We start from the raw sequence: 26,931 nt of genomic DNA, 5'->3' as shown, positions 1-26,931 counted from the left end.
TAATCTTTGCTATTTTAACAAAATTCTCATAAAATTCCTAGTCGCAATCCTTCAAACTTAAGAAAGAAAACAGCTACCTGCCAAAGAGTCGACAAGCATAGGCAGCTTCTTTTTTTGTTTTTTCTTCCTGACAGCTTGTCATACGCCAAAAAGCGATTCGTCATTAAACGAATCGCTGAAAGAAAACATGCTTTTTTATTCCGTACTATAAGTAATCGCAAAGGCACCTTTACCTGTGTGAGTGGCGATGATCGGTGTCGTGTGCAACAAGGGGATATCCAACTCGGGGAATAGTTCCGCTAATTCCTTTTGGAAACGTTCTGTGATTTCTAACCCTTCAGCATGAGAAATACCAATTTTCGTCACTTTAGGCATACTCTTCAGTTCAGCTTTTAACTCTTCAAACCATTTATTGAAGGTCTTGACACCACGTCCTTTGACGACTGGAATCAGTTCTGAATGATCAAAATCCATAATCACTTTCATGTTCAGCAAACTCGATAAAAGACCTTTGGCACGACTGATACGACCGCCTTTTACTAAGTTTTCTAACGTTGAAACGCCGATAAATAATTTCGTATGCTCCCGCACCAAATCCACCTCTGGTAAAACTTCTTCTAGTGTCTTACCGGCTTTAGCCAATTCTGCTGCCCGAATCACTTGAAAAGCCAACGCTTGGTCTGTCGTGTCACTATCGATCACAGTGACTTTGGCTTTTGATAGATGACTGGCTTGACGAGCCGCTTCCACGGTTCCGCTAAGCCCTTTGGTCATATGAATCGATAGTATTTCACTGCCATCTTTGCCTAATTCATCATATAGTTCTACAAAATGACCGATTGGCGGCTGGCTAGTTTTAGGTAATTCTTTGGCTTGCGCCATCATTTGCATAAATTTTTCTCCCGGCAGCGTTTCATCATCTGGATAAACGACACCATCGATCATTACAGATAAAGGCACGACATGGATAGCCAAAGCATCACGGACACTTGGTTCCATCGTACTGGAAGAATCTGTCACAATTTTAAGATTTGCCATCATATATTCACTCTCTCTTTAAATCAAGTCTTTTTTCGTGGTAAAATAACCACAGACCATTTATACTAAGTATAACAGAGAGAAAATTTTTTTTCATCTAATTTCGATTCGAAAGGACGGTGCCGAATGCAGCACATGAAGTTTAGTCGCAGATATTTGATCGTCAATGAAGTATTAAATGCAGTAACCCACGGGATCGGATTAGGACTGAGTATCGCAGGACTGGTCATCCTCTTAATCAAGGGGGCAAATCTAGGGTCACCTATCCACATCGTTTCCTATGCCATTTATGGGTCGATGATGATTTTGCTCTTCCTCTTTTCTACCTTATTTCACAGTTTGATTTTTACCAAAGCAAAAAAGGTCTTCCAAGTCTTTGATCATGCCTCCATTTTCTTGCTGATCGCCGGAAGCTATACACCTTTTTGCTTGCTTAGTATCCAAGGCTGGCTTGGCTGGTCACTCTTTGTCTTGATTTGGCTACTAGCAATTAGCGGCATCGTTTATAAGTCACTGACTCTTCATAAAAAAGAGACTGTCTCAAAAATCTCCACCCTGATCTACATCATCATGGGCTGGCTATGTGTCGTCGCCTTCAAACCTCTGATCGAACATTTAGGCTACTGGGGAACATTTTTACTAGCAAGCGGTGGTGTTTCTTATACTGTAGGTGCGCTATTCTATAGTTTAAAATCCGTTCGATTCATGCATGTGGTTTGGCACTTATTCGTTATGTTAGGTGCTGGACTGATGTACTTCTCCGTCTTGTTGTATACCTAAAAATGAAGCATTGCTTACAAACAAAGAACAGGAAACTTTCGCTGCAGAAAGCTTCCTGTTCTTTTATTTTCTATGATAAAATTCAAATTGATGGGGGTAACGGTTCTTTTCATCGACGATCCCATCGATCACATGATCAAGTTTCCATTGCGTCCAATCAATCTCTGGGAAATACACATCTCCGTTAAATTCCGCATCGATCACTGTACGGTACAATTGATCGCAATCGTCAATCATCGCTTCAAAAACACCCGCTCCACCAGTTAAAAAAACGGGATGCTCTTGTTGCTTCACATACGCTAAGATTTCCTCTCGGTCATGCATCACTAACGCGCCGTTGGCTTGATAGTGTGGATCACTTGTCAAAACGATCGTCGTACGCTGCGGCAGTAATCTTTTTCCCATTCCTTCAAAGGTTTTGCGCCCCATTATAATCGTATTATTGATGGTTTGCTCTTTAAAAAATTTCAAATCATTTGGCAAATGCCACGGCAACGTGCCATCTGCTCCGATCAAACCCTTTTGATCTTGTGCCCAAAGTGCGATCAACATAAAAATTACATCCCTTCTGTATAAAATGATTCCGAAATAGTAGCAGCAACCTGCAGCCGCTGCATCAGCTGAAAAGCTGATTCATGCTCAAATGGATCTTTGTTGCGCTCATCAAAGCGCAAGCCATCACAGGCTTGGTAAACAATTGTGCCGCCGCTTCTTTGGACATTTCTCGGCCATTCCCCATCGTTTAAACGCGCGTTGTTGTTTTTCAGTAAGGTCGGTATCAGGGAGATAGGAAAGAGAGCACTGCCAGCTGCGACATCAATTTCTTGTGTTTGAAAAAAGTCAGCAGCGATCTCGTTGATCAAGCACTCCGTTCTTTGCCACGTTTGCGGATGACTCGCAAACGCCCTTGCAGTTCGCCCTAGGATACAATACGTATTCTCTGGTAACGGCTGTTTGCTTATTGCCACAAGTTCTTCTGGATACGTCTCGATCCACGTCACTACGCGATCAAAATCACAAATATGCAATGAATCCAGCATTGGTAAAGTATGCTGTGCCGCAAAAATAAGCCTTCTGCGGGCATCCGCCGCCCCTTTTGCTGGTATAAAAATGGCAGTACACTGCTGATTTGAACGAATGGCTGCTTTTAGCTCCGGCACCGTTTCTTCGGATACGGATAGCCAAACTGCATCATAGTGCTGATCCAAGAAATCAATGACTTGCTCAATGAGCACTGGAGTAATTGATCCGGCATGTCTCTGATGGAAGGTCGCCGCAAAGCCTCGTTTGTGGGTATTTTCCATTACGCCTCATTCCTTTCTTTATGAAATGAAACCAAACAACCACTTAAACTGCGATCGGTGCTTTGATTGTTGGATGCGGATCATACCCTGCCAGGGTAATATCTTCCATTTCAAAATCAAAGATTGACTGTTTTTCAGGATTTAACTGTAAGCTTGGCGCCGGACGTACCGAACGAGTCAACTGTTCCTTCATCTGTTCTATATGATTACTGTACAGATGAGCATCACCTAATGTATGGACAAAATCTCCGACTTCTAGTCCAGTTTCATGAGCAATCAGGTGCGTTAATAGCGCATAACTAGCAATATTGAAGGGAATGCCTAAAAAGACATCGGCACTGCGTTGATATAACTGACAGCTTAAGCGACCATCATGAACATAAAATTGAAACATCGTGTGACAAGGGGGCAACGCCATCGTCGGTACATCTTCTGGATTCCAAGCAGAGACGATTAAGCGGCGAGAATCTGGCGTCGTCTTGATCATGTCGATCACTTCTTTGATTTGATCGATAAACCCGCCCGTACTTTTTTCCCAATGGCGCCATTGGTACCCATAAACGTGTCCCAAATCGCCGAAGGCTTCAGCAAAAGTATCATCAGATAAGATTTTTTCACAAAACTGTTTCAACTCGTGTTGGTACTGTTCATTGAAAGCTTCATCCACTAGGGAACGACGGCCAAAGTCCGTCATGTCAGGACCTGTGTAAGCATCACTTTTAATATAGCGCTCAAACGCCCATTCATCCCAAATGTGGTTATTATGTTCTAGGAGATAACGAATGTTGGTATCTCCTTTTAGAAACCACAATAATTCGCTTTTGATCAAGCCAAAAGGAACTCTCTTGGTTGTCAACAATGGAAAGCCTTGGGACAGATCAAAACGCATTTGGTGACCAAAGACACTGCGTGTTCCCGTTCCGGTACGATCACTTTTATCATTGCCTTCTGCTAATATTTTTCTTCCTAGATCTAAATATGCTTGTTCCATCGTTCTCTCCTTTACTCTACACAAATTCGCTCAAATATTCCCAACGATCCATTTTTTCTGCAAGTTGCGTTTCAACCTCGCTGATTTCTTGCTGTAATTTTTGGAGCTTGGTAAAGTCAGCTCCTTGATGATTCATCTCTTCAGTCAAAGCGGCTGCTTTTTCTTCTAAAGCCGCGATATCATCTTCAATTGTCGCCCACTCTTTTTGTTCCATATAACTCAGTTTCTTTTTGACAGGCGTTGCAGCAGACTCCTCACTATCAGCAGAAAGGGAATCGGTTTTTGATTCTTTTGGCTCTAGTACACATGAACTAGCTTTATTGGTATTGGCTGCTAGATACTCATTAATGGAACCAAAGTAGGACTTAATCCTGCCGTTTCCTTCAAAGATCAGCAATTTTTGGGCAACTTTATCTAAAAAGTAGCGGTCATGGGAAACAGTGATTACTGCACCTGGGAATGTTTCCAAATAATTTTCCAAAATCGTCAGGGTATCAATATCCAAATCGTTGGTCGGTTCATCTAACAAGAGAACATTTGGCTGCCCAATCAATAGCTTGAGCAAAAATAGGCGTCGTTTTTCCCCGCCAGACAGCTTGCCGATCTTAGTGCCGTGCATGGATCGCGGAAACAAAAACTGTTCCAGCATTTCTGCGACACTGACTTGTGAGCCATCCACTTTTTGCACTTCCTCGGCTGCTTCTTGCAAATAAGCAATCATTCGCTGATCAGGGTTCATCGCTTCAATCGTTTGCGTATAATAAGCCATTTTCACAGTCACGCCAATCGTCCGCTCCCCTTCTTCTAAAGGCAGGCGACCAGCTAAAATATTGAGCAACGTAGATTTGCCCGCACCGTTTTCTCCTGTGATCCCTAAGCGTTCTCTTGATTGAATCAACAAATCAAAGTGAGACAAAATCGTTTTGTTTTCAATTTGGAAACTCGCATCTTTTAGCTCTAAGACTTGTTTGCCTAAGCGTGTCGTAGCAACATCAATGGCCACTTCGCCGTTACGTTTTACTTGATGTAGGTTTTCTTTTAAATCATCGAAACGATCGATCCGTGCCTGTTGTTTCGTTGTACGGGCCTTTGCTCCGGTGCGAATCCAAGCCAACTCATGTTTGTATAACTGCTTGCGCTTGTCTTCTTGCGTCTCCTCCACTCGTTCTCGTTCTGCTCGAGCATGAAGATACGTCTCGTAATTGCCTTGATATTCATGCAGCTTGCCAAAGGACAATTCAAAGATCCGGTTAACGACTCGATCCAAAAAGTAGCGATCGTGGGTCACCATCAATAACGCACCCCGATAATTTTTTAGATAGCCTTCCAACCATTGGATCGCATCATAATCTAAGTGGTTAGTCGGTTCATCCAATAACAACAGGTCTGGTTCATCGATCAATACTTGAGCCATAGCCACTCGTTTCTTTTGACCTCCAGATAACTCACTGACCTTTTTCTTTAAATCACTGATCCCAAGTTTTTGGAGGATAATTTTGGCTGTTGTATCTGTGTTCCAAGCATCCGCTTTATTCATCGCTTCTTCTGCCAATTGATAATTGCGCTGCGTTTGTTGATCCATACCATTATTTTCTAAAGCAATCAGCGCTTTTTCATAGTCGCGAACAACGCGGATCAGCGGACTGGTCCCTTGAAAAACAGCATCTACAACGGATAATTCTTCTTGTAGCTGATTGTCTTGCGCTAAAAAGCCAATTCGATAATCTTGACTAGCAAAAACAGTTTGGCGATCACCATCTCCACGATCCAAACCTGCTAAGATTCGCAGCAAACTTGATTTCCCCGTGCCATTGACACCGATCAAACCGATCCGATCTTTTTCATGTATCAGAAAAGAAAGCTGATCAAACAGTGTTTTTTCACCGTAAGTTTTGGTTAATTCACTTACTTTTAATTCTTTCACAGAATCCCTCCTGAGTTTTTTCTTCGCTCATTGTACCACATTTCATCCGAGGAAACGATGAGAGAAAGGAGCAGTTTTTGCAATAAAAAAGAATGCCTTCGTCAGTTTATTCCCTCTGATCATCGATGTTGATCATCTTTTAGGAATAACCTGACGGAGACACTCCATAAAACGTGCATCAAGTTGCGCGCCTTTTGAGACATATTATCGGCGGAACATCCGCTGTTTCGGTTGTTCTTCCGCTCGAGACATCGCATACGATTCTAACAGATTGACATTGCGTCGGTACTCATTTGCAGAAATCGTTGAAATCTTCTCTGCCACTTCATATTCATCGATCGTCTTGCGCTCAAGATAATAGCCCCAAAGGACTTTCTTAACAAAAATCGGGTCTTGCTCAATCATGATCGTTTCAATGAAATTGCTATGTTCAAACCGTTTGATGCTCATTTCTCGTTGACGAATAAAGAAATTGATCAGCGAAGAATCATAAACATCTTCTAAATTGCTCAAACTGTGAAAAATGTATTCACTGTTTTTTAAGTAGATTTTTTGTACTTCAGAAATGTCTCGTTGTTTCAAGGCATCTTTCAGTTGCTGCTGCCGCTGTAAAAACAAACGTGGATGGATCAGTACACGAATAAAACGCTGAATAAAGAAGAGCCAAAAACTAAAGAATGAGAGAATTTGTTTTGCGAGGGAATGCTGCTGCTGAGAAATAAAGCGTGAATAAAAACGATAGCCATTTAGGCTGACTTTCCCATTTCGATAAGCTTCATCCAAGCCGTCTTGTTCGATCGATAAGATCAATCCTTGAATTTCTTGGATTTCTTGTTTTTCTGAATCAGTCAAACTATTGCGATACAATTCCCAACGACGATTTTCATAGGAATTGATGACAGCATCGATCGCTAAGCGACCTTTATCAGAAAGCTCTTGTTTTTCTTCTGCTTCCAATTGTTCGATGACGTCTTCTAAGATCAGCAAGTGATTGAAGTCGACACTTTCGGCAGCTTCACCATCTGCCAAATAAGGTAAGACCATCACGCTGATGATCAATGTCAGCAAAATTACACAGGCGGTCAAAAACAGGAGCAAGCTCCGTTCCTGAAACGGTGTCTCATGCACCATCACCGGTAAAATGAAGATGGCTGCCAAACTGACTGTTCCCTTGACGCCACCAAAGGTCAACAAGGCGACTTGATTCATGGATACTTGTTTTTTTGACTGTAAGAACCAATAATAAAATAGTAAAAAGATAAAACGTACGAGGAAAATCACCGCTGTGACGACTAAAATCGTGATGACTAGATGCCAGTTTGCATAGTTTTTGCTTTCCCAGATCGGTGAAAAGACTTGTGACAACTCGATCCCTAGAAAGAGAAACACTAATGCGTTCAATGTAAAGACAATGGTCGACCATGTGCTTTCAGAAATGTTCGCTAATTCTGCATCAAACAACGAGATCCGGCGTTTTCTTTGGGCTTGGGCTACACCTGCCACAACTGCTGCGATAATCCCTGAGACGCCAATCATTTCTGCCAGCAAATAGGCAGCAAATGGCAAGAGCAGTTCAATCAATAAGTATACTGTGACATCTTGTGCCGAGATTTTTTCAATAAAACGTAAAATCCGGCGTTTCAGCCATACGATCAAGTAACCGACAAGCCCGCCACCGATACTAGAGAAAAGAAGTTGGAAGCCTGCGTTGGCTGCTGAAAAACTCCCGGTAGTCAAAGCCACGATAGCAAACTGTAATGCGGTAACCCCCGAAGCATCGTTCAGTAAGCCCTCGCCTTCAAGAATATGCATAATGTTTTTGGAAATTTTCAAACGCTTTGCTAATGAGGAGACTGCCACCGCATCAGTTGGTCCTAACGCAGCCCCGAAAGCGAAGCAAGCAGCCAGAGGTATCGTCGGCATCAACCAATGGAGGGTTCCGCCGACCGCAAACAGCGTCATTAACACGCCACCAAAAGCCAAAAACAGCACGATCTTGCTGTTTTTTAGGATCTCAGGTACATCTGCTCGTTCCCCTTCTCGAAATAGCAATGGACCAATGATCATTACTAAAAACATTTCCGGTTCAAAGGCGATCTCTTGACCCATTTCTGTAAGACCTAATAAAATTCCTAAGATGATTTGAATAAAAAAGATCGGTACTGAGGGCAATATTTTGCTCGCCACATTTGATAATGTGACAAGAATTGCAATGATAATGACGAGTTCAATAAATTCCATCCATTACCCTCTTTTCTTTCGAATGGCTAATAACAGCTCAAGAAAATCTTCTTTTTTTAAAAGGATCTTGTCGTTTAGAAGACCTAACTCCTTTTCGTTATTTTCAATCTCGCATTGGACACGCCGTGATTCCAAGCGATATAAATCGTGTTTCATTCGTTCAAATTTTCGGAAAAGCAATGGATTTTTCCGTTGTAAATAATCCCGAATCTCCTTTTTTTCAGATGGTGTAAATTGTCCCAACTGCTTCATTAGTTCTTGCTTACTTAAACATTCCTTGTTCATAATTACGTTTTTTACCCCTTTTATCATCAGTTTATCTTTTTATTTAACGTGCAAATCAAAATTATCTCTTGACCGCTAGTATTCTAAGCCAATCATTCAAAAATAGCAAGTCTTTCTCACTAAATGTTGGTTTTCTATCAGTTTTCTTATAAAACAAAAAAACCGCAGTCTTCACTGCGATTTTTTATGCTTATTTCATATATAAGTCGTAGTAAGCATCCATGATCTCTTTGGCGATTTGAATATTTGGATGGGTATCTGTGTCGCCTTTTAATTGAGGCATTACGATCGCAATCGCAATATCCGCATCACTGCTTGGCCCGTAGGCAACGATGTTTAGGTTAACTAAGCTGATGGTATTGCCATTACTATCCACAATTGGTGTTTCGGCAGTACCTGTTTTGGCAGAGACCTCCATTTTCGCAGAAGCCAAGCCTTTGGCAGTTGCCCAAGCATCCGTTCCATGAACTGCATCATAAAATCCATTTTGAACAATTTGCATTTGAGCATCTGTTAAACCAACTTCATTCAATACCGTTGGTTCGATCTCTTCGATCAGTGAGCCAAGACCGCCAGTTTCATCATTGCCGTAAATACCGTCGACGATATGAGGCTGCAATCTTTTGCCACCATTAGCAACGGTTGCTGCATATTGTGCCAGCTGCAACGTGGTATAGGTATCAAACTGACCAAAAGCCAAGTCAAGGATCTTCCCACCATCACTGACCGGGTCCATGTTATCGATCGATGTGCTGATACCAGTCGCTTCTCCCGGTAAATCGATCCCAGTTTCAGTTCCCATACCAAAAGAGGCAAAAGACGAACGTAGTTTTTCATAGACATCCCCTTGACGATCCACTGTTGGAATCGAGATACCTGACTGATAATTGATGCCCATCAAACGTAAAGCGACTTGCATCATATAGGAGTTAGAAGAAACTTCCAACGCCTGCTCCGCAGAAAGGTTACGATTATTTGCCCCAGTTGGGTTGAAAATTGAGGCTTTTACATCGGAGCCAATTCTGATTGGTTGATCCAATAACACTTCATTGCCGTTTAAGACCCCATTTTCCCAGCCAGCAGCCAAAGTCCCTGCTTTGACAACGGACCCTGGTACAAAGGAATTAATGAAGGTACCAATGGCATTTTCCTGCAATTCATTTGAACCTGTATCATGATGATAGCCGGACATTGACAAAACGCCGCCGGTTTTTGGATTTAACGCCACTGCGTAAACCCCTGGAGAATATTCTGCTGCCCCAGAATCAATCAGTTTTTGGAAATTGTCTTGCAAGATTTTATCAACTCTCGCTTGAAACTCAGCATCTAATGTTAATACAAGGTTATCCCCTTTTGCCCCAGCAAAGGTTTCTTTTTGACTTTCAATATTATTATTGTTATCAAGGGAAATCTCGGAAATGGATTTTGTGCCTTGTAAGACTTCTTCATACTGCTGCTCTAAATAACTACGTCCAACTCGATCATTACGAGCATAGCCTTTTTCTAAAAATTCATCCAAAACTTCTTCCGGAATCCCTTGTTCTTCACTAGTCACCGTTCCGATCAAACTAGCCAGAGAACTTCCTTCAACGATGTTTCTCGTCCAATCAGTCCCCGTGGAGATTCCCGGTAAATCAACCATATTTTCAGCGACAACAGCTAATTCACGGTCAGACACATCCGACGTCTTAATAAAGACCGTACTCAAAGATTGGGCGCTATTCATCCGCTTAAAAATCGTGGCTGCTTCTAATTCTGCATCAGAGAAATTGATTTCATCTTCTGTCACTTTATCAACGGTTGCCGCATATTGTTCAGAAGTACCTAAAGAACGCTCTTCATCACTCAATCGGTCAGTTGCTGCTTCAAGATTTTCTTCATCGGCCAGCCAAAAGTCCTTAAGATCACGATCAGACAAGTTTTTGTCCACAGGTACTTCGATCAACTCGCTCAATTTTTTGGCCGTTTCTAATAAATCTTGAGCGGTCATTTTGTTTCCGCGGGTAAATGTGATTGCTGCATTGGCTTGATTTTCCACCAGCGCTTTTCCAGAAGCGTCATAGATCATTCCCCGAGGGGCGCTTCCTTTGACTTCCACTACAGATGAAGCTTTCAACTGCTGCTCAATATTGTCGCCATTGACGATCTGTAGATAGCCTAATTGAACGATCAAGGACACAAACAAAGCAAAAATAATAAAAAACAAAAAGTTCAATCGAAATGGAACATGAGATTTGCGATACGATTTAGCCTTTGGTTCTTCTGGCCCCTTGCGTATCCCTTGGACAACTTTATCTTTCAAATTCTTCATCTCATCTATCCTTCCAATCTATAATGACTACTGTCCTATTTTACCAAAAAATTCGATTCGAAACAGAAAAAACAAAAAATATCCATTAATCCTTAGAAAAAACTATAAAAATTAGCGTGAATCCGAGTAAATGTTTCACAGTTTGATTGTTTCATTTTCATTCTTTCATGAAAAAATTGTTTTTTTAAGCTTTCTTATGTTTTTTCATTTGATGGTTTCGTGAAACAAGATTTCCGTTGGTGCTTTTGTGGAAAACTAAAAAGCAGGAGGACTTTCGGTCATCCTGCTTTTTAGGCTTCTAAAGAAACTAGCTACTCTCCAGTTGTTGAGTTTTCTTCTGAAAAGGTCAGACTGTCGTCGTATAACTGATAATTAGGCGATCCGTTAGTAAATTCGTCGCCTTGGGTCAAACCCTCGTTCGTCGGAAGTTGCAACTGCTCCTTTAATAAATTTTGCGTATGTAACAACTGATTCGTCCCCAATAACTGATAATACACTCCACCAATCAGTTGCCCTTCTCCTTGGAGTTGCTCTTGTTTGATGGTCGTAAAAGCAGGGATATAATTGGTAGCGATGTCCATCATATCATCCCACGTAAGATCCGTCTTCGAATTCTTTTCAACCGCCTTAAGAATCTTTTGGTAATTACTGATACCATCCAGACTCATAACTTTTTGAAGAATTTTCGTAACCACTTCTCTTTGCCGTCTTTGGCGACCGATATCCCCTTCCGGATCTTGTTTTCGCATTCTTGCATAAGCCAGACCTGTCTTACCATCTAAAGTAATTCGCCCTTCAGGGACATGAACACCTTCTAAAGTAAAATCGATAGCATTTGTCACCTCGATGCCCCCAACTGCATCGATCAGATCCCGCATACCCTGCATATTGATCGTCACATAGTGATCGATAGGAATGTCCAAGAGATTTTCAACAGAGTCCATGGCCATGGCCTCCCCACCAAAAGCATAAGCATGATTCAGCTTATCGATCGTATTGTACCCAACGATTTGTGTATAAATATCACGGTCAAGGCTAATGATCGTTGACTGTTTTTTTTCTGGATTTACCGTCACCACCATCATACTATCCGAACGACCTTGTTCGGTTCGCCCTAAAGCCCCAGTGTCGATTCCCATTAGCAAAATGGAAAACGGATCTCGATCTTCAATGCTGATCGCTTCCTCTCGTTTGTCTGTTTTCCGATCAACAGCGTGAGAGATTTGATTAAAAGTGGCATTCGTCTCTTGATAAACCTGCATCCCGTAGATCGTTACTCCAATGATTCCAACCACTAACACGACTAAAATACCTAAAATTACCTTTTGATATCTCCGCATCTTACACCTCGCCAATAAAAATTCACTCATCAAATAAATTTTCCCACAAAACGCATCTTTCAGCAATCGCTATCATGCATCAACTTCATATTTAATCCTTCCGTAACTTCTTTGAAATAAACAAAAATAAAACAAAAATAAAGTGCACCCTCTAAGTTAGAGAGTGCACCGCAAATAGTCACTTTTTTAAATATAATCCACAAAACGAGCACGAAACTTCATATGCAGATGGCTTCCTAAAATAAGAAGCATCAAAGTTAAACACCAGAATATAAGTGTGTAAGTCGTTTTTTCCCAAACCCATGCACGGGAAAGGAAAGCATCACGAAATCCTTCGATTAAATAGTAAAATGGATTCAAGCGAAGAATCTTGATTAACCAAACAGGCATATTTCGGTTATTAATATCCCAAATCGGACCAGAAACATAAAATAATAATCTCAAAACAGACTGTAGAAAAATATGATAGTCACGTATCAGTACTGTTATGGTCGCATTCAATAGACCAAAAGCAAATAGGAATATGACCATCGCAAGAAAGTAATAAATAAATTGTAACCAATAGATGCTTGGTGTCACACCTGCTATGAATAACGAACCTACGACGATTGCCACCATAGGAATGTAGGATGACAAATTACTTATAATATTGATCGATGGTAAAATGCTTACTGGGAACTTCATTTTTGCTACCATTCCAACTTGTCGGTGAATACTATTAGAAGCGCCTAGTACAGATGCATTAATATAAAACCAAGCAGTGATCCCAATCAGCATCCAGATAATAAAAGGAACGCCATCAATTTTTCTATTCCCGTTCACTCCTAACCCGAAAACCAAATAATAAATACCGATTTGAATCGCAGGATTTAATATTTGCCAAGCTAATCCCAAATAATGGCTCTGATAAGTAGCCTTATCCTCATATCGAGACATCCGGAATATAATTCCCGCATGCTTAAATTGTTCTTTTATAACTGCAGCAATCTCTTTCACAAACTTCTTCCTTTTCTATATGAACTAAACAAAGAAACATCTTCTTTATTTGAAAACTTGACTGATCGTTTCAACGGGATTCTTAATTGCGTAAGTAATCGAACGCCCACTAAAAGAAACCAGCGAACAAAATATCGTTGCGGCTACTACCAAACCTAGGATTCCTTTGGTTGGCCAGCTCATTTTTTCCCCTAAAGGTGTACGTTTCAAGTTTTTTTGGATCATTTGGTCCGAAAGATTTTGTTGTTGCAAGAAGTGATCTTCACGGCTTTTTTCTGCTAATTTCTCCAAATTAAAGGCTTTCTGGTCTTCTTTATAATTGTCTTGATACGCTTTTTGCTCTTTCTTTGGCTGCTTTTTGAACCAATCAATGAATTTGCGATATTCAGCCATTACTTCTTCAGTAGGACCAAACATCCGTAAATCACCATAGTGCATCCAAATCGTTCGGTCGCAAAGTTTTTCTACCTGTCCTAAAGCATGACTGACAAAAAAGATGGTTTTTCCGGCTGCTTTAAATTCCATGATTTTATCCACACATTTTTGATAAAAAGTTTCATCACCGACAGACAAAGCTTCATCAATAACTAAAATATCTGGATCATTATGAACAGCAATAGCAAAGCCTAACCGTGATTTCATCCCACTGGAATAGCTTTTAACCGGTTGATTGATAAAGTCACCCAAATCAGCAAAGGCCACGATCTCAGGCATTTTTTCATCAATTTCTTTATTAGTCATTCCAGACATCAATGCTTTGAGCCGAATATTTTCTAACCCAGTCAGCTGATATTTTAACCCCGCACCGATTGCGATAATCGAGGTGTCACCATTTACTTCCATCGTACCAGATGTCGGTGGGATAATCCCACTGATCACGTTGGATAAAGTTGATTTCCCAGAACCATTGATTCCAATGATCCCTACTGATTCGCCGGCTTTCACATCGAAGCTGATCCCTTTTAAGGCCCAAAATCGAGGAACATTGCGATGATAGAACTTGAATAGCGCTTTTACTTTATCCGCTTTCTTTTTATATAAGTCGTATTCTTTCGTCACTAAAGTTGCACGGACTTTGATTTCTTTTTCCACTTTCTTCATCCATTCTCATAGAATTTCTAATTGATCGAGTCAACTCACAAAACATCATACCATATTTTGTGTTCTGAACAAATAATCAATGAAAAACTAGTAATAAAATCTTAATTTCTTGAAGTTGGGCTCAATAAAAAAAACATCTGTAAAAGATGCTTTTTTATAATAGTCCTTTTAATTGTTAAGTTTCAAATCTTTTTTGATTTGAGTAGTTGATATTTCCGGGGTCCGTGCTAGATAGATCACTTCAGCATCTGTTTCTTCTTGAATAAAATCAAATTTGCCAGCCCAATCGTCTCCCATAACAAAGGTATCCACATGATATTCTTTGACATCGGAAACTTTTTGTGCCCACCCTTCTTCAGGAATCACTAGATCCACATACCGAATCGCTTCTAATAATTGCTTTCTTTTCTCATAAGAAAAGTAGCATTTTTTTTGTTTTTCGTTCCAATTAAATTCATCCGTTGATAGTGCCACGATCAAATAATCGCCTTGCTCTTTTGCACGACGCAAAAGATTGATATGTCCATAATGCAATAAATCAAATGTTCCGTAAGTAATTACTCGTTTCATGCTTATCCCTCTTCGCTTCCTAGTCTTACTAATGTATTGAAGATACCAAATATGGCGAGAAATAGCAAATTAAAAAAGCTGAGGGCTTACTCAGCTTTTCCGTTCTGATTTAGACTTTGGTCACTTCTGCTGCTTGAGGTCCGCGGGCACCTTCAACGATCGTAAATTCAACTTCTTGACCTTCTTCAAGTGACTTAAAACCGTCTCCTTGAATGGCAGAAAAGTGAACAAATACATCATCGCCACCGTCAACTGTGATAAAACCAAACCCTTTTTCGTTGTTGAACCATTTTACTTTCCCATGTTCCATAGTGTGTAAAGCCTCCAATAATTATAATCCGACGATTCCGTCGCCTTTATTATAGCGGATTATGTAAGCGTTAGCAATATCAAAACTATTCTTTCTATCCACAAAAAAAGAAGCCTTTTAGCAGGCTTCTTTCTAGTAAATTGTTTAAGCTTTTGCGAAATATTCGTTTACTTTGTCCCAGTTAACAACACTCCAGAAAGCATTGATGTAATCTGGACGAACATTTTTGTATTTCAAGTAATACGCATGTTCCCAAACATCTAAACCTAAGACAGGTGTTTGGCCATCCATCAATGGTGAATCTTGATTCGCTGTTGAGGTGATTGCTAATTTGCCATCTTTAACGACTAACCATGCCCAACCTGAACCAAAACGTCCGGTTGCAGCCGTTTTGAATTCTTCTTTGAAGTCTTCAAAGCTGCCGAAAGCTTCGTCAATTGCCTCTTTGATAGCTCCAGTAGGTTCACCGCCAGCATTTGGGCCTAAGATTTCCCAGAAGAACGTGTGGTTAGCATGGCCGCCGCCATTGTTACGAACCGCTGTTTGAATATCTTCTGGCACAGAAGAAAAGTCAGCTAATAATTCTTCAACTGTTTTTTCACCTAATTCAGGGTGTTTTTCAATCGCTGCGTTTAAGTTTGTTACATAAGTGTTATGGTGTTTATCATGATGCAAATGCATCGTTTCTTCATCAATGTATGGTTCTAATGCATCGTATGCGTAAGGTAAATCTGGTAATGTGTAAGTCATAAAAAAATTCCTCCTCAATGATAATGTTTACATAAGTAACATTATCAGACTATCAGACTTTGTTCAAAAAATATGCTTACTTTTTCTCACTTTTTTTCGTATTGAAAATCAAAAATTTACTAAACACATAGTTTGCCAAAACAACAACAACTTGGGTGACCAGCTTGGCAACTAGATCGCCGGTTGCCAAAATTGAAATAAATAGATACATACAAAGCATATCTAAGCCTAATGATAAGACACGAAAGAAAATGAACTTCCCAAATGCCGCCCATGACTCTTGCTTTGTCTCGGTTTTTGCTTCAAAAACCCATAACTTATTTGTAAAGTAGGCGAACAAAACAGAAGCAATCCATGAAATCACATTCGCTGTCTGGTAATAAAGACCAAATCCTTCACGAAAAATGAGATAGACGACAATGTTGACTACAGTCGTTAATCCACCAAAAAATAAATACGTAATCGGCTCCCACAACTTTTTTTGCTGCAAGAACTGCTTGTATTCGTTGTACTTTTGCATTCTTTTGCCTACTTTCATTTCTTTATTTATTCATTCATTCGATTATTGGTTCTTTTTTTGTGAATTCCTTGTAATTCAAAGAACCCTTCGTTACAATTACTCTAGTTATACCACAAAGGAGTTCATCAGCAAATGACTATCGTCCAACTATTTAAAATTGCTTTTTTCCGAATACCTGATTTAAAATTTGTCAAAAAAGCAGAATTTTCCAAAGTAATCGTTTTTCTATTAAGCGCCTCCGTGCTTATCGCGGTACCGATGACCATCAATGTATTAGGTGTCTTTCGCGATGTGCAAGCAGACGGACAAAAAATTGGAGAATCGATTCCAGATTTTACGATCGAAAATGGGCAGCTTGCTACAGCGCCGGATACGCAAGGTTTCATTTATCAAACCGATTCGATCATCTTTACTTTCGATCCAGATGGCAACCGTACGCCAGCAGATATTGCATCTGATGTTACTGGCTCTGTCATCGCTGTTGGCTTGTTAAAAGATCAGCTGGTCATCCGTATCCCCTCTTCTGGCTTATCGACGTCAATGTTAGATTCTAATCAATTAGAATTTGATTACAGTGAGCCTGCGCTGCGCAATCTTAACGGTCAGGCGATTCGAGAAGCGCTATCAAACCAAGCAATTCCATGGCTAATCAAACTCATTGTCTTTTTTGTTGCATTGTATCCATCATTTGTCAGCTTGCTGATCACCTTAGTGATGGGGACCTTTATTGCAACAATCTATACAAGATTAAAACGATTCTCCTATACTTTCTTTGAAAATTTAAAGATTCTGATCGTAAGTGCTGCATTGCCTACGCTTATTAGTGTAATCGTACAACTACTATTGCCTTCCTTCGATGCAACCACCTTTATTTTGTTTGGTTCTTTATTCTTATTCACACAAGGGGTCAAACATTCTCCAAAAATTCAGTTTAAAACCTAATCTAGGCCATGTTCAATTCCTTGAACATGGTTTTTTTCTCATTCTTTGCTACACTTAAGTTAAAAGGAGGCTTGGCAATGAAAAAAATAATCTTAGCCACTCGAGAGTTTCGCGACACATATGTGAAACAAATCGAAAAAGACTATCAATTTCTTGTGTACACAAAGGACCAAGCAATTGATTGGTCACAAGTAGAAATCACCATTGGTTGGAAGTCGGAATGGAAGGACTACCTGCTAACGGAGAAAACAAATTTGAAATGGGTCCAAGCGATTTCAGCTGGCGTAGACACCTTACCATTAAAAGAGTTTGCGAAATACAATATTCGCTTATCTAACGGCAGCGGCATCCATGCCGAATCGATCACAGACCATTTGTTGGCTCTACTATTTATGGAAAACCGCGGGATTTTCCAAGCAATTCAGCAACAGAGAAAACAGCAATGGTCACCGAATACAATTCACTATACAAAATTGTCGGACCAAGAGATTTTGATCGTTGGTACAGGACAAATTGGCCAAAAGTTAGCTCAAGCATTGACCTTTTTTGGTGTAAGTCCCATTGGTATCAATACTAGCGGGCATGACGTGACAGGTTTTGAAAAAACGTTTGCGTTATCTGACTTACACGCTTGCGCAAAAACCGCCGATTGCGTCATCAACATCCTTCCTCTGACGGAAGAAACCAATCACTTGTATGATGCAGCTTTTTTTGCCCAAATGAAACCTAGTGCTTCCTTTTATAATGTCGGCCGCGGGCCAAGTGTGGATACCACTGCATTAGCAAAAGCCCTAGAAAAAAAGCAGATAGCATTTGCCGCACTGGATGTTTTTGAAGAAGAGCCCTTGCCCGAGAATGATCCGTTATGGCTCATCGAGAACCTTTTGATAACACCCCATATCTCAGGGCATACGCCCCATTTTCAAAAGGCATTTATGGCCATTTTCTTAGCGAATCTCCAACAATTTTTGGCGAAACAAGAACTTGAAAAAAATGAGATAAACTTGGATAAAGGCTACTAACAAATTCTTTCCGCAAAAAAAGTGTACAGTTGGAGGCGAAACCTTCAGATTGTACACTTTTAATTTATCGTTGTTTTTCTTGGTCTTTTTCAGTTTCTTTCAAGAAATATAAGGGTCTATTTTTGGTTTCTAAGAAAATTTTCCCAATATATTTCCCGATGATTCCCAAACAAAGCAATTGCAAGCCGCCCACAAATAAGAAAATGCTAACCATCGATGGCCAACCAGTTGTTGGATCACCAAAGATAAAGGTTCTGATCACAATAAAGATCAATGCGATCAGAGAGCCAAAACAGGAAAGCGCACCAATAAAAGAAGCAATGTTCAGAGGGGTATCCGAAAAGTTGACGATACCGTCGATCGAATATTGAAATAGTTTCCAAAATGACCACGATGTCTCACCAGCGACTCGTTCCCGGTTCTCATAGGCGATGTATTCTGTATCAAAGCCGACCCAACTGAAGATCCCTTTGGAAAAGCGATTGTATTCAGACAGTTGTAAAACGGCATCTACCATATTACGGCGCATCAAGCGAAAATCTCGAGCACCATTTACCATTTCGGTATCGGCAATCTTGTTGATAATATTATAAAAAGCATCTGAGAAAAAACTACGGATCTTCGGTTCTCCTTTGCGATCCGCCCGTCTAGTCCCCACACAATCAAGCTCTGGTTTTGCTTCCAGCATCGCAAACATTTCTGGCAGTAATGTCGGCGGGTCTTGTAGATCTGCGTCCATCACAGTGACAAAATCGCCTTTCGCCGCTTGTAAGCCTGCATAAAGTGCCGCTTCTTTGCCAAAGTTTCTCGAAAAAGATAAATAGCGAACACTGTCGGGGCGGGCACGATATAACTCTCTTAAAACAGGTAGTGTTTGATCTGAAGAGCCATCATTGACAAAAATATATTCAAAGGGCATATTTAATTGTCTCTTCACTTTTTCTGTTTCCTCAAAGAATATCGGCAAGCTCGCCTCTTCATTAAAACAAGGTACAACAATTGATAACATCGGTTTCATCTCCTAGAGCCAATCGTGGGAAGCCGGTCAGCTATGACCGAATCCACATTATTTTTTATCTTCACTAAAATCGTACTTCGGTTCATCCAACGTTTGATCATAATCAACTGTCAGATTATAGCCTTTGAAAAACCACTCATCCGCTTCATCAATAAAAAAAAGCAAGCCGTCAATGGTTTGTTCAACGATCGGACGTTCTGGTTTGTCCACTGACATCCCCACGGAAAATCCGTCATGCACTTGTGTCTTTCCATAAATTTTTCCAAAAAAACGAATCCCGCTTCCTTGGTCTACCTCCAACTCTTTTTTGAACCATTGCATTGCTTCAGGACTTATTGTTAAGTTCATTTTCTTCACTCCTAATCATTCATATGTTCATCGAGTATATCTACATCATCTGTATTGCCGATCACGAGTAAATTGTCATTTTCACGCACGATTGCCTCTGCATCAGGCGAAACGATCACTTGTCCTGGTCCACGACGAATCGCAACGACTGTCAGACCATACTTTTGTCGAAAATTCAGCTCAATCAGGGATTTATTGAAAAAGCGTGGATTGGACACGCGAATCTCTGCTAGAGAAAATTCGTCAGATAGTTCAATATAATCTAAGATATTTTTGGAAACTAGATTATGGGCGATGCGAATCCCCATATCACGTTCAGGATGGACGACACGGTCTGCGCCGAGTTTTTCCAGTACACGGGCATGGTATTCGTTTTGGGCTTTGGCTAAGATATTAGGAACACCCATTTCTTTAACCATCAGTGTGACCAATATACTGGCTTGAATATCTTCACCTATCGCAACAATGACATGGTCAAAGTTACGGATACCCAATGAACGCAACGTCATCTCATCTTGTGCGTTGCCGACCACCGCATGGGTGGCGATATTCATATATTCATTGACACGATCTTCGTTGCTATCGATTGCCAACACTTCTTGACCTGATTCAATCAACGTACGACAAATACTTCCACCGAAACGACCTAATCCAATAATTGCATAATTTTGCTTCACCACAAACGCTCCTTTGTTTGCCAGATCATTATTTAGTATAACAAAAACCTCCCCTGCTTGCCATGAGGAGGTATGATTATTAAGATTTTATTTTATCAAGCCATGTTTAAAAGCATATATCGTAGCTTGCGTACGATCTTCTACTTCTAATTTTGATAAGATATTTGACACATGTGTCTTCACTGTTTTCAGCGTAATGAAGAGTGAATCCGCAATCTCTTGGTTGCTCTTTCCTTCAGCGATCAACAGTAACACTTCTTGTTCCCGATTGGTCAAATCTTCATGTAGGATTGGTGTCCGATTCGTCAAACGATCCATCATTTTCGTGGTGACTTCGGGTTCTAAGACCCTCTCTCCTCGCTGGGTTGCACGAATGGCTTCCGCAATCTCATGAGCAGTAGACGTCTTTAACAGGTAACCGGCCGCACCCGCTTCAATTGCAGGATAGACTTTCTCGTCATCAATAAAACTAGTGACGATGATGATTTTTGCTTCTGGCCAATCATTTAAAATCAATTTCGTAGATTCGATCCCATCCATTTCATCCATCACCAAATCCATCAAAATCACATCTGGACGTAATTCCAATGCCTTTTCATACCCGACTCGACCATTTTCCGCTTCCCCAATTACTTCTATATCGTCTTGAATTGATAGATAAGAAGAGACCCCCAGACGAACCATTTCATGGTCATCAACTAACAACACTTTAATCATACGTTATGCCTCCTTCAACAGTGGAACTTTGATTTCAATACTGGTTCCTTGATTTTTAAAACTAATAATTTTCAACGTTCCGCCAACAGCACTTACCCGTTCTCGGATATTCATCAAGCCATAGCTGCCGGCCTTTTGATCTTGGGGATCAAAGCCAACTCCGTCATCGATCACCCGCAATAACACGTTATTATCGATGCGATGCAAGTATACTTCTAACTCATCAGCTTTCGCGTGACGCAGGGTATTAGACAAGAGTTCTTGGATCACACGAAAGAGTTGATCTTCAATCGAACTAGGCATCGTAAAGTCTTCAATATCCCAAGTCAATAGAATTTTGATTTTGGTCTCTAATTCCTTTAACAATTGCTCGATTCCTTGCTTTAGACTCTTCCCTTCCAAAGTTACAGGTCGTAGATGAAGCAAGAGCGCCCGCATTTCAGATTGCGAAGCATTGATAATGTCTGTGACCATAGCTAACTGTTTCTTTTGGCTTTCTGGAGCATCTGTTCGAATCGCTTGCTCATTCAGTGCAGACATCATCATCATGGCGGCAAACAGCTGTTGAGAAACAGAGTCGTGCAGTTCACGAGCCAGACGCTGCCTTTCTGCTTCTAAAATCTCTTCTTTCGTCTGACCATCAACAAACTGCGGTTTCGCATTCAATTGCTGTAATTCCATCGACATCTGTTTCATCTTCGATTGGATACTGGCAATATCACGATCCACATTCGCAATCAAATGGTTTTCAGACGCATGTGGGATCTTTGTTTCCAATAAAGGGCTATCGATATAGCCGCTGGCTAACAGTCTTAGCTTTTCTTCCACCGGACCGTATTGACGGTTGCGAAAAAAAGAAATCAGTAAAAAGACAGCTAAAGCAATCAATGCAGATATTACAAGTAAGTGAAAGACGATTGGGATAAAAAAGAGTTTGATTTGAAAGACTTCTATCAGCCAATTATTTTTCCCACTGGCATACAAATAGGAAAACAGCATCAATATCATGGTGAAAAAACTTGCTAATCCTGCGTAAAAAGCGATCATGCCTCTTGAAAATTTCCCAATCATACCCGAATCACCTCAACATCACCAACAAGGGTATTCGTTAAGATTTTCAAACGCCGACTATTTTCGCCATAATCCGGGCTGTAAATCGTCACTTTTTCATTTTTCAAGCTCGTTTCTTCGCCTTCAAAGATAACGGAGCCAATAAAAGTACTGTGCTCTAATTTGATCGCTATGCCAGCAGGCACTAAAATACGAGTTCTACCAAAGCCTTTTCGTACGATCACGACGTTTTCTTTCTTAGGCAATAAAGTGTTGCCTAGATCGATGAAAGTGTCTCCCGTCAAGATATCTAAATTGATATCGTCCCATTCATAGACTTGACTGCCGATCCGTTCATTGCCTAACCATTGCTGCTTTTGTTTCAGCGGATGATCCACTTTGGGTTCTTCAGTTTCAACGATAATCATTTGTTTTTTGCGCCAGAATGAATTTTTAGTTAAGTCGATTCCGGTAATCTCGACTCCTTTTAAACCAATAAATAAAATCGCAAAAATCAGCATCAGCCACAGTGCTGGACTATTTAACAAACTGATCAAAATAGCAATGGAACTTGAGACCATCAAGAAATTTTTAAAATTGCTCTTGCGCTCACTTCGGTTCACAAGGACCAAGCACGTCACACCAAGTATTAATAAAAATAATAATGGCGGATTAGATAAAATTTGCCATACCGCAAAAAGCAGTAAGAGCGCTTCAACAATAAAGAAAAAACGCCAAGGACTTTTCATTCAAGCTCCTCCTCCTAATAATTCTACTTTATCATACCTGAAAAAAATGGTTTGTCCATCCGTCGCTGGTCCGAAAAAAGACCCTGTTTGATCAATTTCCCTAAAGGAGAATGAACAACAGGGTCACCTAAATCTACCTAGTGATCAAGCGACTAGCTTTTCTTTACTTCTGTGATTCTTACTTGCATATCTCCGCCTGGCGTTGAGATCGTCACTTCATCATTGACTTTTTTCCCAATCAAAGCACGAGCGATTGGTGAATCATTGGAAATTTTACCAGAAAACGGATCTGCTTCAGCACTACCAACGATCATGTACTCTTCTTCGTCACCATCAGGCAACTCAACAAAAATCACAGTTTTTCCGATGGAAACTTCATCAGAGTCTACACCCTCATTATCAATGATCTCTGCAAAACGAATCATATTTTCTAAAGTAGTGATTCGGCCTTCGACAAACGCTTGTTCATCTTTAGCAGACTCATACTCGGAGTTTTCGGATAAATCGCCAAAACTGCGGGCTACCTTGATACGTTCAATGATCTCGCCGCGTTTTACCGTTTTCAATTCTTCTAATTCTTGTTCTAGCTTTTCTTTTCCTTCAAGTGTCATTGGGTAAACTTTTTCTACCATAGTTCTTTTCTCCTTTTAGTAACTTCTAATAAATCGCAAAAGGTAATCTTTTGCGATGAGTCCACAAAAGATTACCATGCTTTTTTTTAAATGTAAACTATAAACCTATGAAAATTTAATTTGAGGTATTGTTTACATATTGTTCCACTAATTGCATATGCTGTTCATAGGTTTCCGCAAAGTAAACTTCTTGGGTTTGAATGTCAGCAACGAAATAATAGTAGTTGTTCGGTGTTGGATCTAAGACAGCTTGGATCGCTGCTTCGCTTGGATTGTTGAATGGTCCAGGTCCGTAGCCAGTATGCACATAGAGATTATAAGGAGAGTCAACTTGAGTGTCCTCATAAGTGACTAGCTCTTTGTGCTCACCTAACGCGTATAGAATCGAAATATCCGATTGCAGCGGCATATCAATCGCTAAACGATTGAAGAATACCTGTGCGATATTTTTACGATCTTCTAGCTTACTACCCTCTTTTTCAACAAGTGAAGCCAATGTAAGGACTTCTTGGACCGTCATTTCTTTTTGAGCAATTTGATCGAAATATTTGGACAAGACTGAATTTGATTTATCCACCATTTGGGTAACGACTTCTTCTAGGGTATTCCCTGTATAGTAGTCATACGTCGCTGGGAACAAGTATCCTTCTAGTCGGTAACGCACGCCTTGCGCATCGCCGGCACTTGCTAAAAGCTCAGGATAGGTTTCTTTCATTTTTTCAAAGAACTCATCGCTTTCCATCAAAGCTAAGAAATCGTCTTTCGAGATATTTGTTGCTTCCGCTAGAGCATCACCGATTTGATCCACATCAAACCCTTCTGGAATCGTCACTTTTGCATCAGAGGTGACCGAACCTTCGCCATTTTGCAGCATCTTTGAGATTTGATCCAAAGTCATACTAGGAGAAAAATGATAATTTCCTGCTTGAAATCCAGTTAAATTATTGAATTTCGTATAATAGTTAAAGATCATACCACTTTTAATGATATTGTCTTCTTCCAATATTTCTCCAATTGCTTTGTTGGACGATCCACTAGGAATCTCAACTGCCACCGTTTCTGTATCTTCTGGATTCAACGGCTGCAATCCTGATGTTACATAACGATACATTGAAAATCCTAAAACACCACCGATGACGAGCAGAGCAAGGACTACGATCAAAACGATCCGATTGACAATCCGATCTTCTTTTTTGCGTTGCTGCTTGCGCAATTGCGTTTCCCCACCTTCAGCTATGGGCACTTCTTCCGCTGCTGCCCTACGACTTGTAGCAGCTTGCTTTGCTTGTTTATTTTTGGTCTTTCCACTTGCAGTTCGCGAACCCACCTCTTCTTGAGGTTGTTGAATAGGACGCTCGTTCAAACCATCGCTTTCCTGGGTTTGATCTGATTGAGGTTGCTTTAAAGCTCCTAATACTTCGTCTTTAAAGGATCTATCCTCTGGATGTTGTTTACTCAAAACAACTCCTCCTAACTTTCGTAATACTGGCTTGTACCATTATACACGAAAGTTAGGAGGAGTGGAATAGAATTAGTTTCAAATTCGTTTCATTCCAAAGTTAAAAAGATTATATAACAAAATATTTTTATATATTTTTTTAACTTGATTAATAATAGTGTAGCTTAAACAAATAATGAAAGTAATTCCTGAAATAAAAATAGAAATTTTAATAGTCAAAGGAATCGGATACGAAATTCTTATTGCACTTACTTCATTTGCATTTAACTGGATTGTTCCAATATCGGTTGTGCGTACACTAATGGTTTTTCCTGAAGAAAGGTCTTTAATTACAGTATCCTCGTATTTAAATATAGGTACATTAATCATTTCCTCATCACCTGATTCCCAAGAAACGATGATATCTCCGTCTGATACTTTTTTCTCAAAATTTGGATTTGGATTAATTACATATTCCCAGTATTTGGAATACGGATCAAAAAGTTCAAAATCTTGGTTACTCAACGGTTCTTTTAATGGTAAGTAGTCAGAAGTCCCTTTTCTTACAACATCCAATATTTTCCCAAGATCACTACTCCTAATGATATTTCTTAATTCTTTGGCTGATATGTTTGACGGTTTCTTATTTGGTGAGGCTAACACATTTTCAGAGTTCCATTCTGTCATTCGAGACATCACTCTATCTTGAGCCATGGAAATTGAAAAAAAGGTTGCTGTGCCTAACACTACTAATACCATTTCTTTCTTTAAATATTTGCAGGTATATTCAAAAGTAACTAACAATAAAATTGTCGGCACGATAATAAGCCTTGATGGAAACTGTAAGAATGATTCCAACGCTGGGAATAATTTTGAGAAGATACTCCATGGAAAAAAACGACTTGATACTAGTAAGAATATACTTCCAGTAGTCATTAAAATTTTTATTGTATTGTTTATATTTTTCCAATTTATAATTAAATTAATTACTTGGAAAAAGAACAAAGAACTAAGTACAATTCCAATATTCGCTTGTCCATTTCCCTTTTCAGGCAAGAAATACACTGCATTTTTTAGTAAGTCTAACGGAACTGTTTGCAATAATTGATTATCCTTTAAAAGATAAAACATTCCTAACCAAACGTTTAAGCTTAACAATATGGCTATACCTATGGAAAAGAGCATTTTAAACAAGAATTCTTTTTTTAAAGTAGTCTTTATAAAAGCATATATCACACAAGGTAATAGGACTAAAGTTGCTAGGAGTGAGGAAAACACATGCGTTTGAAGTAAGACTCCCATACTCAATCCTAAACCTAGCACTGAAAAATTATGTTTTTTATCTACTAACATCTCAATACCATAATACATGACATAAGGTATGAGCATATTTCCAATCCCTGTAAAAGATCCTGCGATATTCCAAGAGGCAACAAAATAAGTACTCATATAGATAGCACCAGAGAGAATTGCTAAACTGTCTCTCATTGATAATTTTTTTGCAATGCGATAGATTCCATATGCACCGATAATGTTAACCAAAAAAGATGTAACTAACTGAAACTTAACCCAACTTCCCAAAAACAGCAATAATGCTCCCAGTATATATGACATTCCAGGACCATAAAATGCATTAACAATTCTTGCAGATTGTTGATAGGAAAACAAAGAGATAAAATAATTAAAATCCCCAGTTTTTAGTTGCATCATAGTCTCATATATTCTATTCATATGAAAAATAGAATCAACGCCAAGAACATAACCTTTTGAAAATATTTGTGGACTTTGGATAATTACCGATAAAATGGCAAATATCATCCAAATTGATATGCTTTTTTTCCATCCTGTAACTTTGTTTAAATACATACTACAACTCC

General features: G+C 39.8%; 27 protein-coding genes. 3 read left to right on the top strand and 24 right to left on the bottom strand.

The window, feature by feature from the left end; translation table 11 throughout:
* Positions 1-195: 195 nt before the first annotated feature.
* Positions 196-1,038 carry a DegV family protein gene (locus tag CXM95_RS06220; RefSeq protein WP_034872242.1) on the bottom strand — a complete coding sequence of 281 codons (843 nt, stop codon included), beginning with the start codon at positions 1,036-1,038 and terminating at the stop codon, positions 196-198.
* A gap of 126 nt (positions 1,039-1,164) precedes the next feature.
* Between CXM95_RS06220 and trhA the strand changes: the two genes are divergently transcribed.
* Positions 1,165-1,818 (top strand): PAQR family membrane homeostasis protein TrhA, encoded by a 654-nt coding sequence (gene trhA / locus CXM95_RS06215; RefSeq protein ID WP_005236874.1) that lies wholly within the window; start codon positions 1,165-1,167, stop codon positions 1,816-1,818.
* Between the two features lie 63 nt (positions 1,819-1,881).
* On the opposite strand, the gene CXM95_RS06210 is transcribed toward trhA, so the two are convergent.
* The 14 genes from CXM95_RS06210 to CXM95_RS06145 form a co-directional block, all read right to left on the bottom strand.
* Positions 1,882-2,370, bottom strand: a complete 489-nt coding sequence (locus tag CXM95_RS06210; protein ID WP_086299606.1) for a dihydrofolate reductase — start codon at positions 2,368-2,370, stop codon at positions 1,882-1,884.
* Between the two features lie 5 nt (positions 2,371-2,375).
* On the bottom strand, positions 2,376-3,122 hold the full coding sequence (locus CXM95_RS06205; protein ID WP_086299607.1) for a hypothetical protein: 747 nt from the start codon (positions 3,120-3,122) through the stop codon (positions 2,376-2,378).
* A 43-nt stretch (positions 3,123-3,165) separates the two neighbouring features.
* Positions 3,166-4,113, bottom strand: a complete 948-nt coding sequence (locus tag CXM95_RS06200; protein WP_086299608.1) for a thymidylate synthase — start codon at positions 4,111-4,113, stop codon at positions 3,166-3,168.
* Positions 4,114-4,129: 16 nt separating this feature from the next.
* A complete protein-coding gene (locus tag CXM95_RS06195) occupies positions 4,130-6,037 on the bottom strand; it encodes an ABC-F family ATP-binding cassette domain-containing protein (protein WP_086299609.1) in 1,908 nt (635 codons plus the stop codon).
* Between the two features lie 204 nt (positions 6,038-6,241).
* On the bottom strand, positions 6,242-8,278 hold the full coding sequence (locus tag CXM95_RS06190) for a cation:proton antiporter (RefSeq protein ID WP_016613210.1): 2,037 nt from the start codon (positions 8,276-8,278) through the stop codon (positions 6,242-6,244).
* A 3-nt stretch (positions 8,279-8,281) separates the two neighbouring features.
* Entirely contained in the window at positions 8,282-8,563 is a 282-nt protein-coding gene (locus tag CXM95_RS19140; protein WP_086299662.1) for a hypothetical protein, read from the bottom strand.
* Positions 8,564-8,753: 190 nt separating this feature from the next.
* On the bottom strand, positions 8,754-10,874 hold the full coding sequence (locus CXM95_RS06180; RefSeq protein ID WP_016613209.1) for a peptidoglycan D,D-transpeptidase FtsI family protein: 2,121 nt from the start codon (positions 10,872-10,874) through the stop codon (positions 8,754-8,756).
* Between the two features lie 311 nt (positions 10,875-11,185).
* Complete coding sequence (locus CXM95_RS06175) at positions 11,186-12,214, bottom strand: LCP family glycopolymer transferase (protein WP_086299610.1); 1,029 nt, start codon at positions 12,212-12,214, stop codon at positions 11,186-11,188.
* A 186-nt stretch (positions 12,215-12,400) separates the two neighbouring features.
* Positions 12,401-13,210: an ABC transporter permease gene (locus tag CXM95_RS06170; protein ID WP_086299611.1), complete on the bottom strand. Its 810-nt coding sequence runs from the start codon at positions 13,208-13,210 to the stop codon at positions 12,401-12,403.
* Between the two features lie 45 nt (positions 13,211-13,255).
* Positions 13,256-14,311 (bottom strand): ABC transporter ATP-binding protein, encoded by a 1,056-nt coding sequence (locus tag CXM95_RS06165; RefSeq protein ID WP_086299612.1) that lies wholly within the window; start codon positions 14,309-14,311, stop codon positions 13,256-13,258.
* Positions 14,312-14,479: 168 nt separating this feature from the next.
* Positions 14,480-14,881, bottom strand: a complete 402-nt coding sequence (gene tagD, locus CXM95_RS06160) for a glycerol-3-phosphate cytidylyltransferase (RefSeq protein WP_008379620.1) — start codon at positions 14,879-14,881, stop codon at positions 14,480-14,482.
* 109 nt (positions 14,882-14,990) lie between these two features.
* Complete coding sequence (locus CXM95_RS06155) at positions 14,991-15,191, bottom strand: cold-shock protein (protein WP_005229578.1); 201 nt, start codon at positions 15,189-15,191, stop codon at positions 14,991-14,993.
* 144 nt (positions 15,192-15,335) lie between these two features.
* Positions 15,336-15,941 carry a superoxide dismutase gene (locus CXM95_RS06150; protein ID WP_005236898.1) on the bottom strand — a complete coding sequence of 202 codons (606 nt, stop codon included), beginning with the start codon at positions 15,939-15,941 and terminating at the stop codon, positions 15,336-15,338.
* A gap of 76 nt (positions 15,942-16,017) precedes the next feature.
* A complete protein-coding gene (locus tag CXM95_RS06145; protein WP_034872204.1) occupies positions 16,018-16,461 on the bottom strand; it encodes a GtrA family protein in 444 nt (147 codons plus the stop codon).
* Between the two features lie 132 nt (positions 16,462-16,593).
* Between CXM95_RS06145 and CXM95_RS06140 the strand changes: the two genes are divergently transcribed.
* Together CXM95_RS06140 and CXM95_RS06135 are read left to right on the top strand one after the other, a co-directional pair.
* On the top strand, positions 16,594-17,403 hold the full coding sequence (locus tag CXM95_RS06140) for a DUF1189 domain-containing protein (RefSeq protein ID WP_005236906.1): 810 nt from the start codon (positions 16,594-16,596) through the stop codon (positions 17,401-17,403).
* Positions 17,404-17,429: 26 nt separating this feature from the next.
* Positions 17,430-18,425, top strand: coding sequence for a phosphoglycerate dehydrogenase (locus CXM95_RS06135; protein WP_086299663.1), 996 nt, complete (start codon positions 17,430-17,432; stop codon positions 18,423-18,425).
* Positions 18,426-18,489: 64 nt separating this feature from the next.
* On the opposite strand, the gene CXM95_RS06130 is transcribed toward CXM95_RS06135, so the two are convergent.
* From CXM95_RS06130 to CXM95_RS06090, 9 genes are all read right to left on the bottom strand, one after another.
* Positions 18,490-19,434 carry a glycosyltransferase family 2 protein gene (locus CXM95_RS06130; RefSeq protein ID WP_199559936.1) on the bottom strand — a complete coding sequence of 315 codons (945 nt, stop codon included), beginning with the start codon at positions 19,432-19,434 and terminating at the stop codon, positions 18,490-18,492.
* Between the two features lie 57 nt (positions 19,435-19,491).
* Positions 19,492-19,791 carry a HesB/YadR/YfhF family protein gene (locus tag CXM95_RS06125; protein WP_086299614.1) on the bottom strand — a complete coding sequence of 100 codons (300 nt, stop codon included), beginning with the start codon at positions 19,789-19,791 and terminating at the stop codon, positions 19,492-19,494.
* An 11-nt stretch (positions 19,792-19,802) separates the two neighbouring features.
* Positions 19,803-20,468, bottom strand: a complete 666-nt coding sequence (locus CXM95_RS06120; protein ID WP_005229566.1) for a potassium channel family protein — start codon at positions 20,466-20,468, stop codon at positions 19,803-19,805.
* A gap of 87 nt (positions 20,469-20,555) precedes the next feature.
* Complete coding sequence (locus CXM95_RS06115; protein ID WP_005236913.1) at positions 20,556-21,185, bottom strand: response regulator transcription factor; 630 nt, start codon at positions 21,183-21,185, stop codon at positions 20,556-20,558.
* 3 nt (positions 21,186-21,188) lie between these two features.
* Complete coding sequence (locus tag CXM95_RS06110; RefSeq protein ID WP_008379604.1) at positions 21,189-22,256, bottom strand: sensor histidine kinase; 1,068 nt, start codon at positions 22,254-22,256, stop codon at positions 21,189-21,191.
* Positions 22,253-22,984: a cell wall-active antibiotics response protein LiaF gene (gene liaF / locus CXM95_RS06105; protein ID WP_008379602.1), complete on the bottom strand. Its 732-nt coding sequence runs from the start codon at positions 22,982-22,984 to the stop codon at positions 22,253-22,255. The genes CXM95_RS06110 and liaF overlap by 4 nt, the downstream gene beginning before the upstream one ends.
* Positions 22,985-23,136: 152 nt before the next feature.
* Complete coding sequence (greA, locus tag CXM95_RS06100) at positions 23,137-23,616, bottom strand: transcription elongation factor GreA (RefSeq protein ID WP_005229556.1); 480 nt, start codon at positions 23,614-23,616, stop codon at positions 23,137-23,139.
* A gap of 115 nt (positions 23,617-23,731) precedes the next feature.
* Positions 23,732-25,075, bottom strand: a complete 1,344-nt coding sequence (gene mltG, locus CXM95_RS06095; protein WP_086299615.1) for an endolytic transglycosylase MltG — start codon at positions 25,073-25,075, stop codon at positions 23,732-23,734.
* Between the two features lie 78 nt (positions 25,076-25,153).
* Positions 25,154-26,920, bottom strand: coding sequence for a hypothetical protein (locus CXM95_RS06090; RefSeq protein WP_101698920.1), 1,767 nt, complete (start codon positions 26,918-26,920; stop codon positions 25,154-25,156).
* Positions 26,921-26,931 lie beyond the last annotated feature (11 nt).

It is taken from the genome of Enterococcus sp. CR-Ec1 (assembly GCF_002850555.1).
GTDB classification, from domain to species: domain Bacteria; phylum Bacillota; class Bacilli; order Lactobacillales; family Enterococcaceae; genus Enterococcus_D; species Enterococcus_D entomosocium.
Note: the sequence above shows the minus strand (reverse complement) of the source record. Positions and strands in the feature narration are given on the sequence as shown.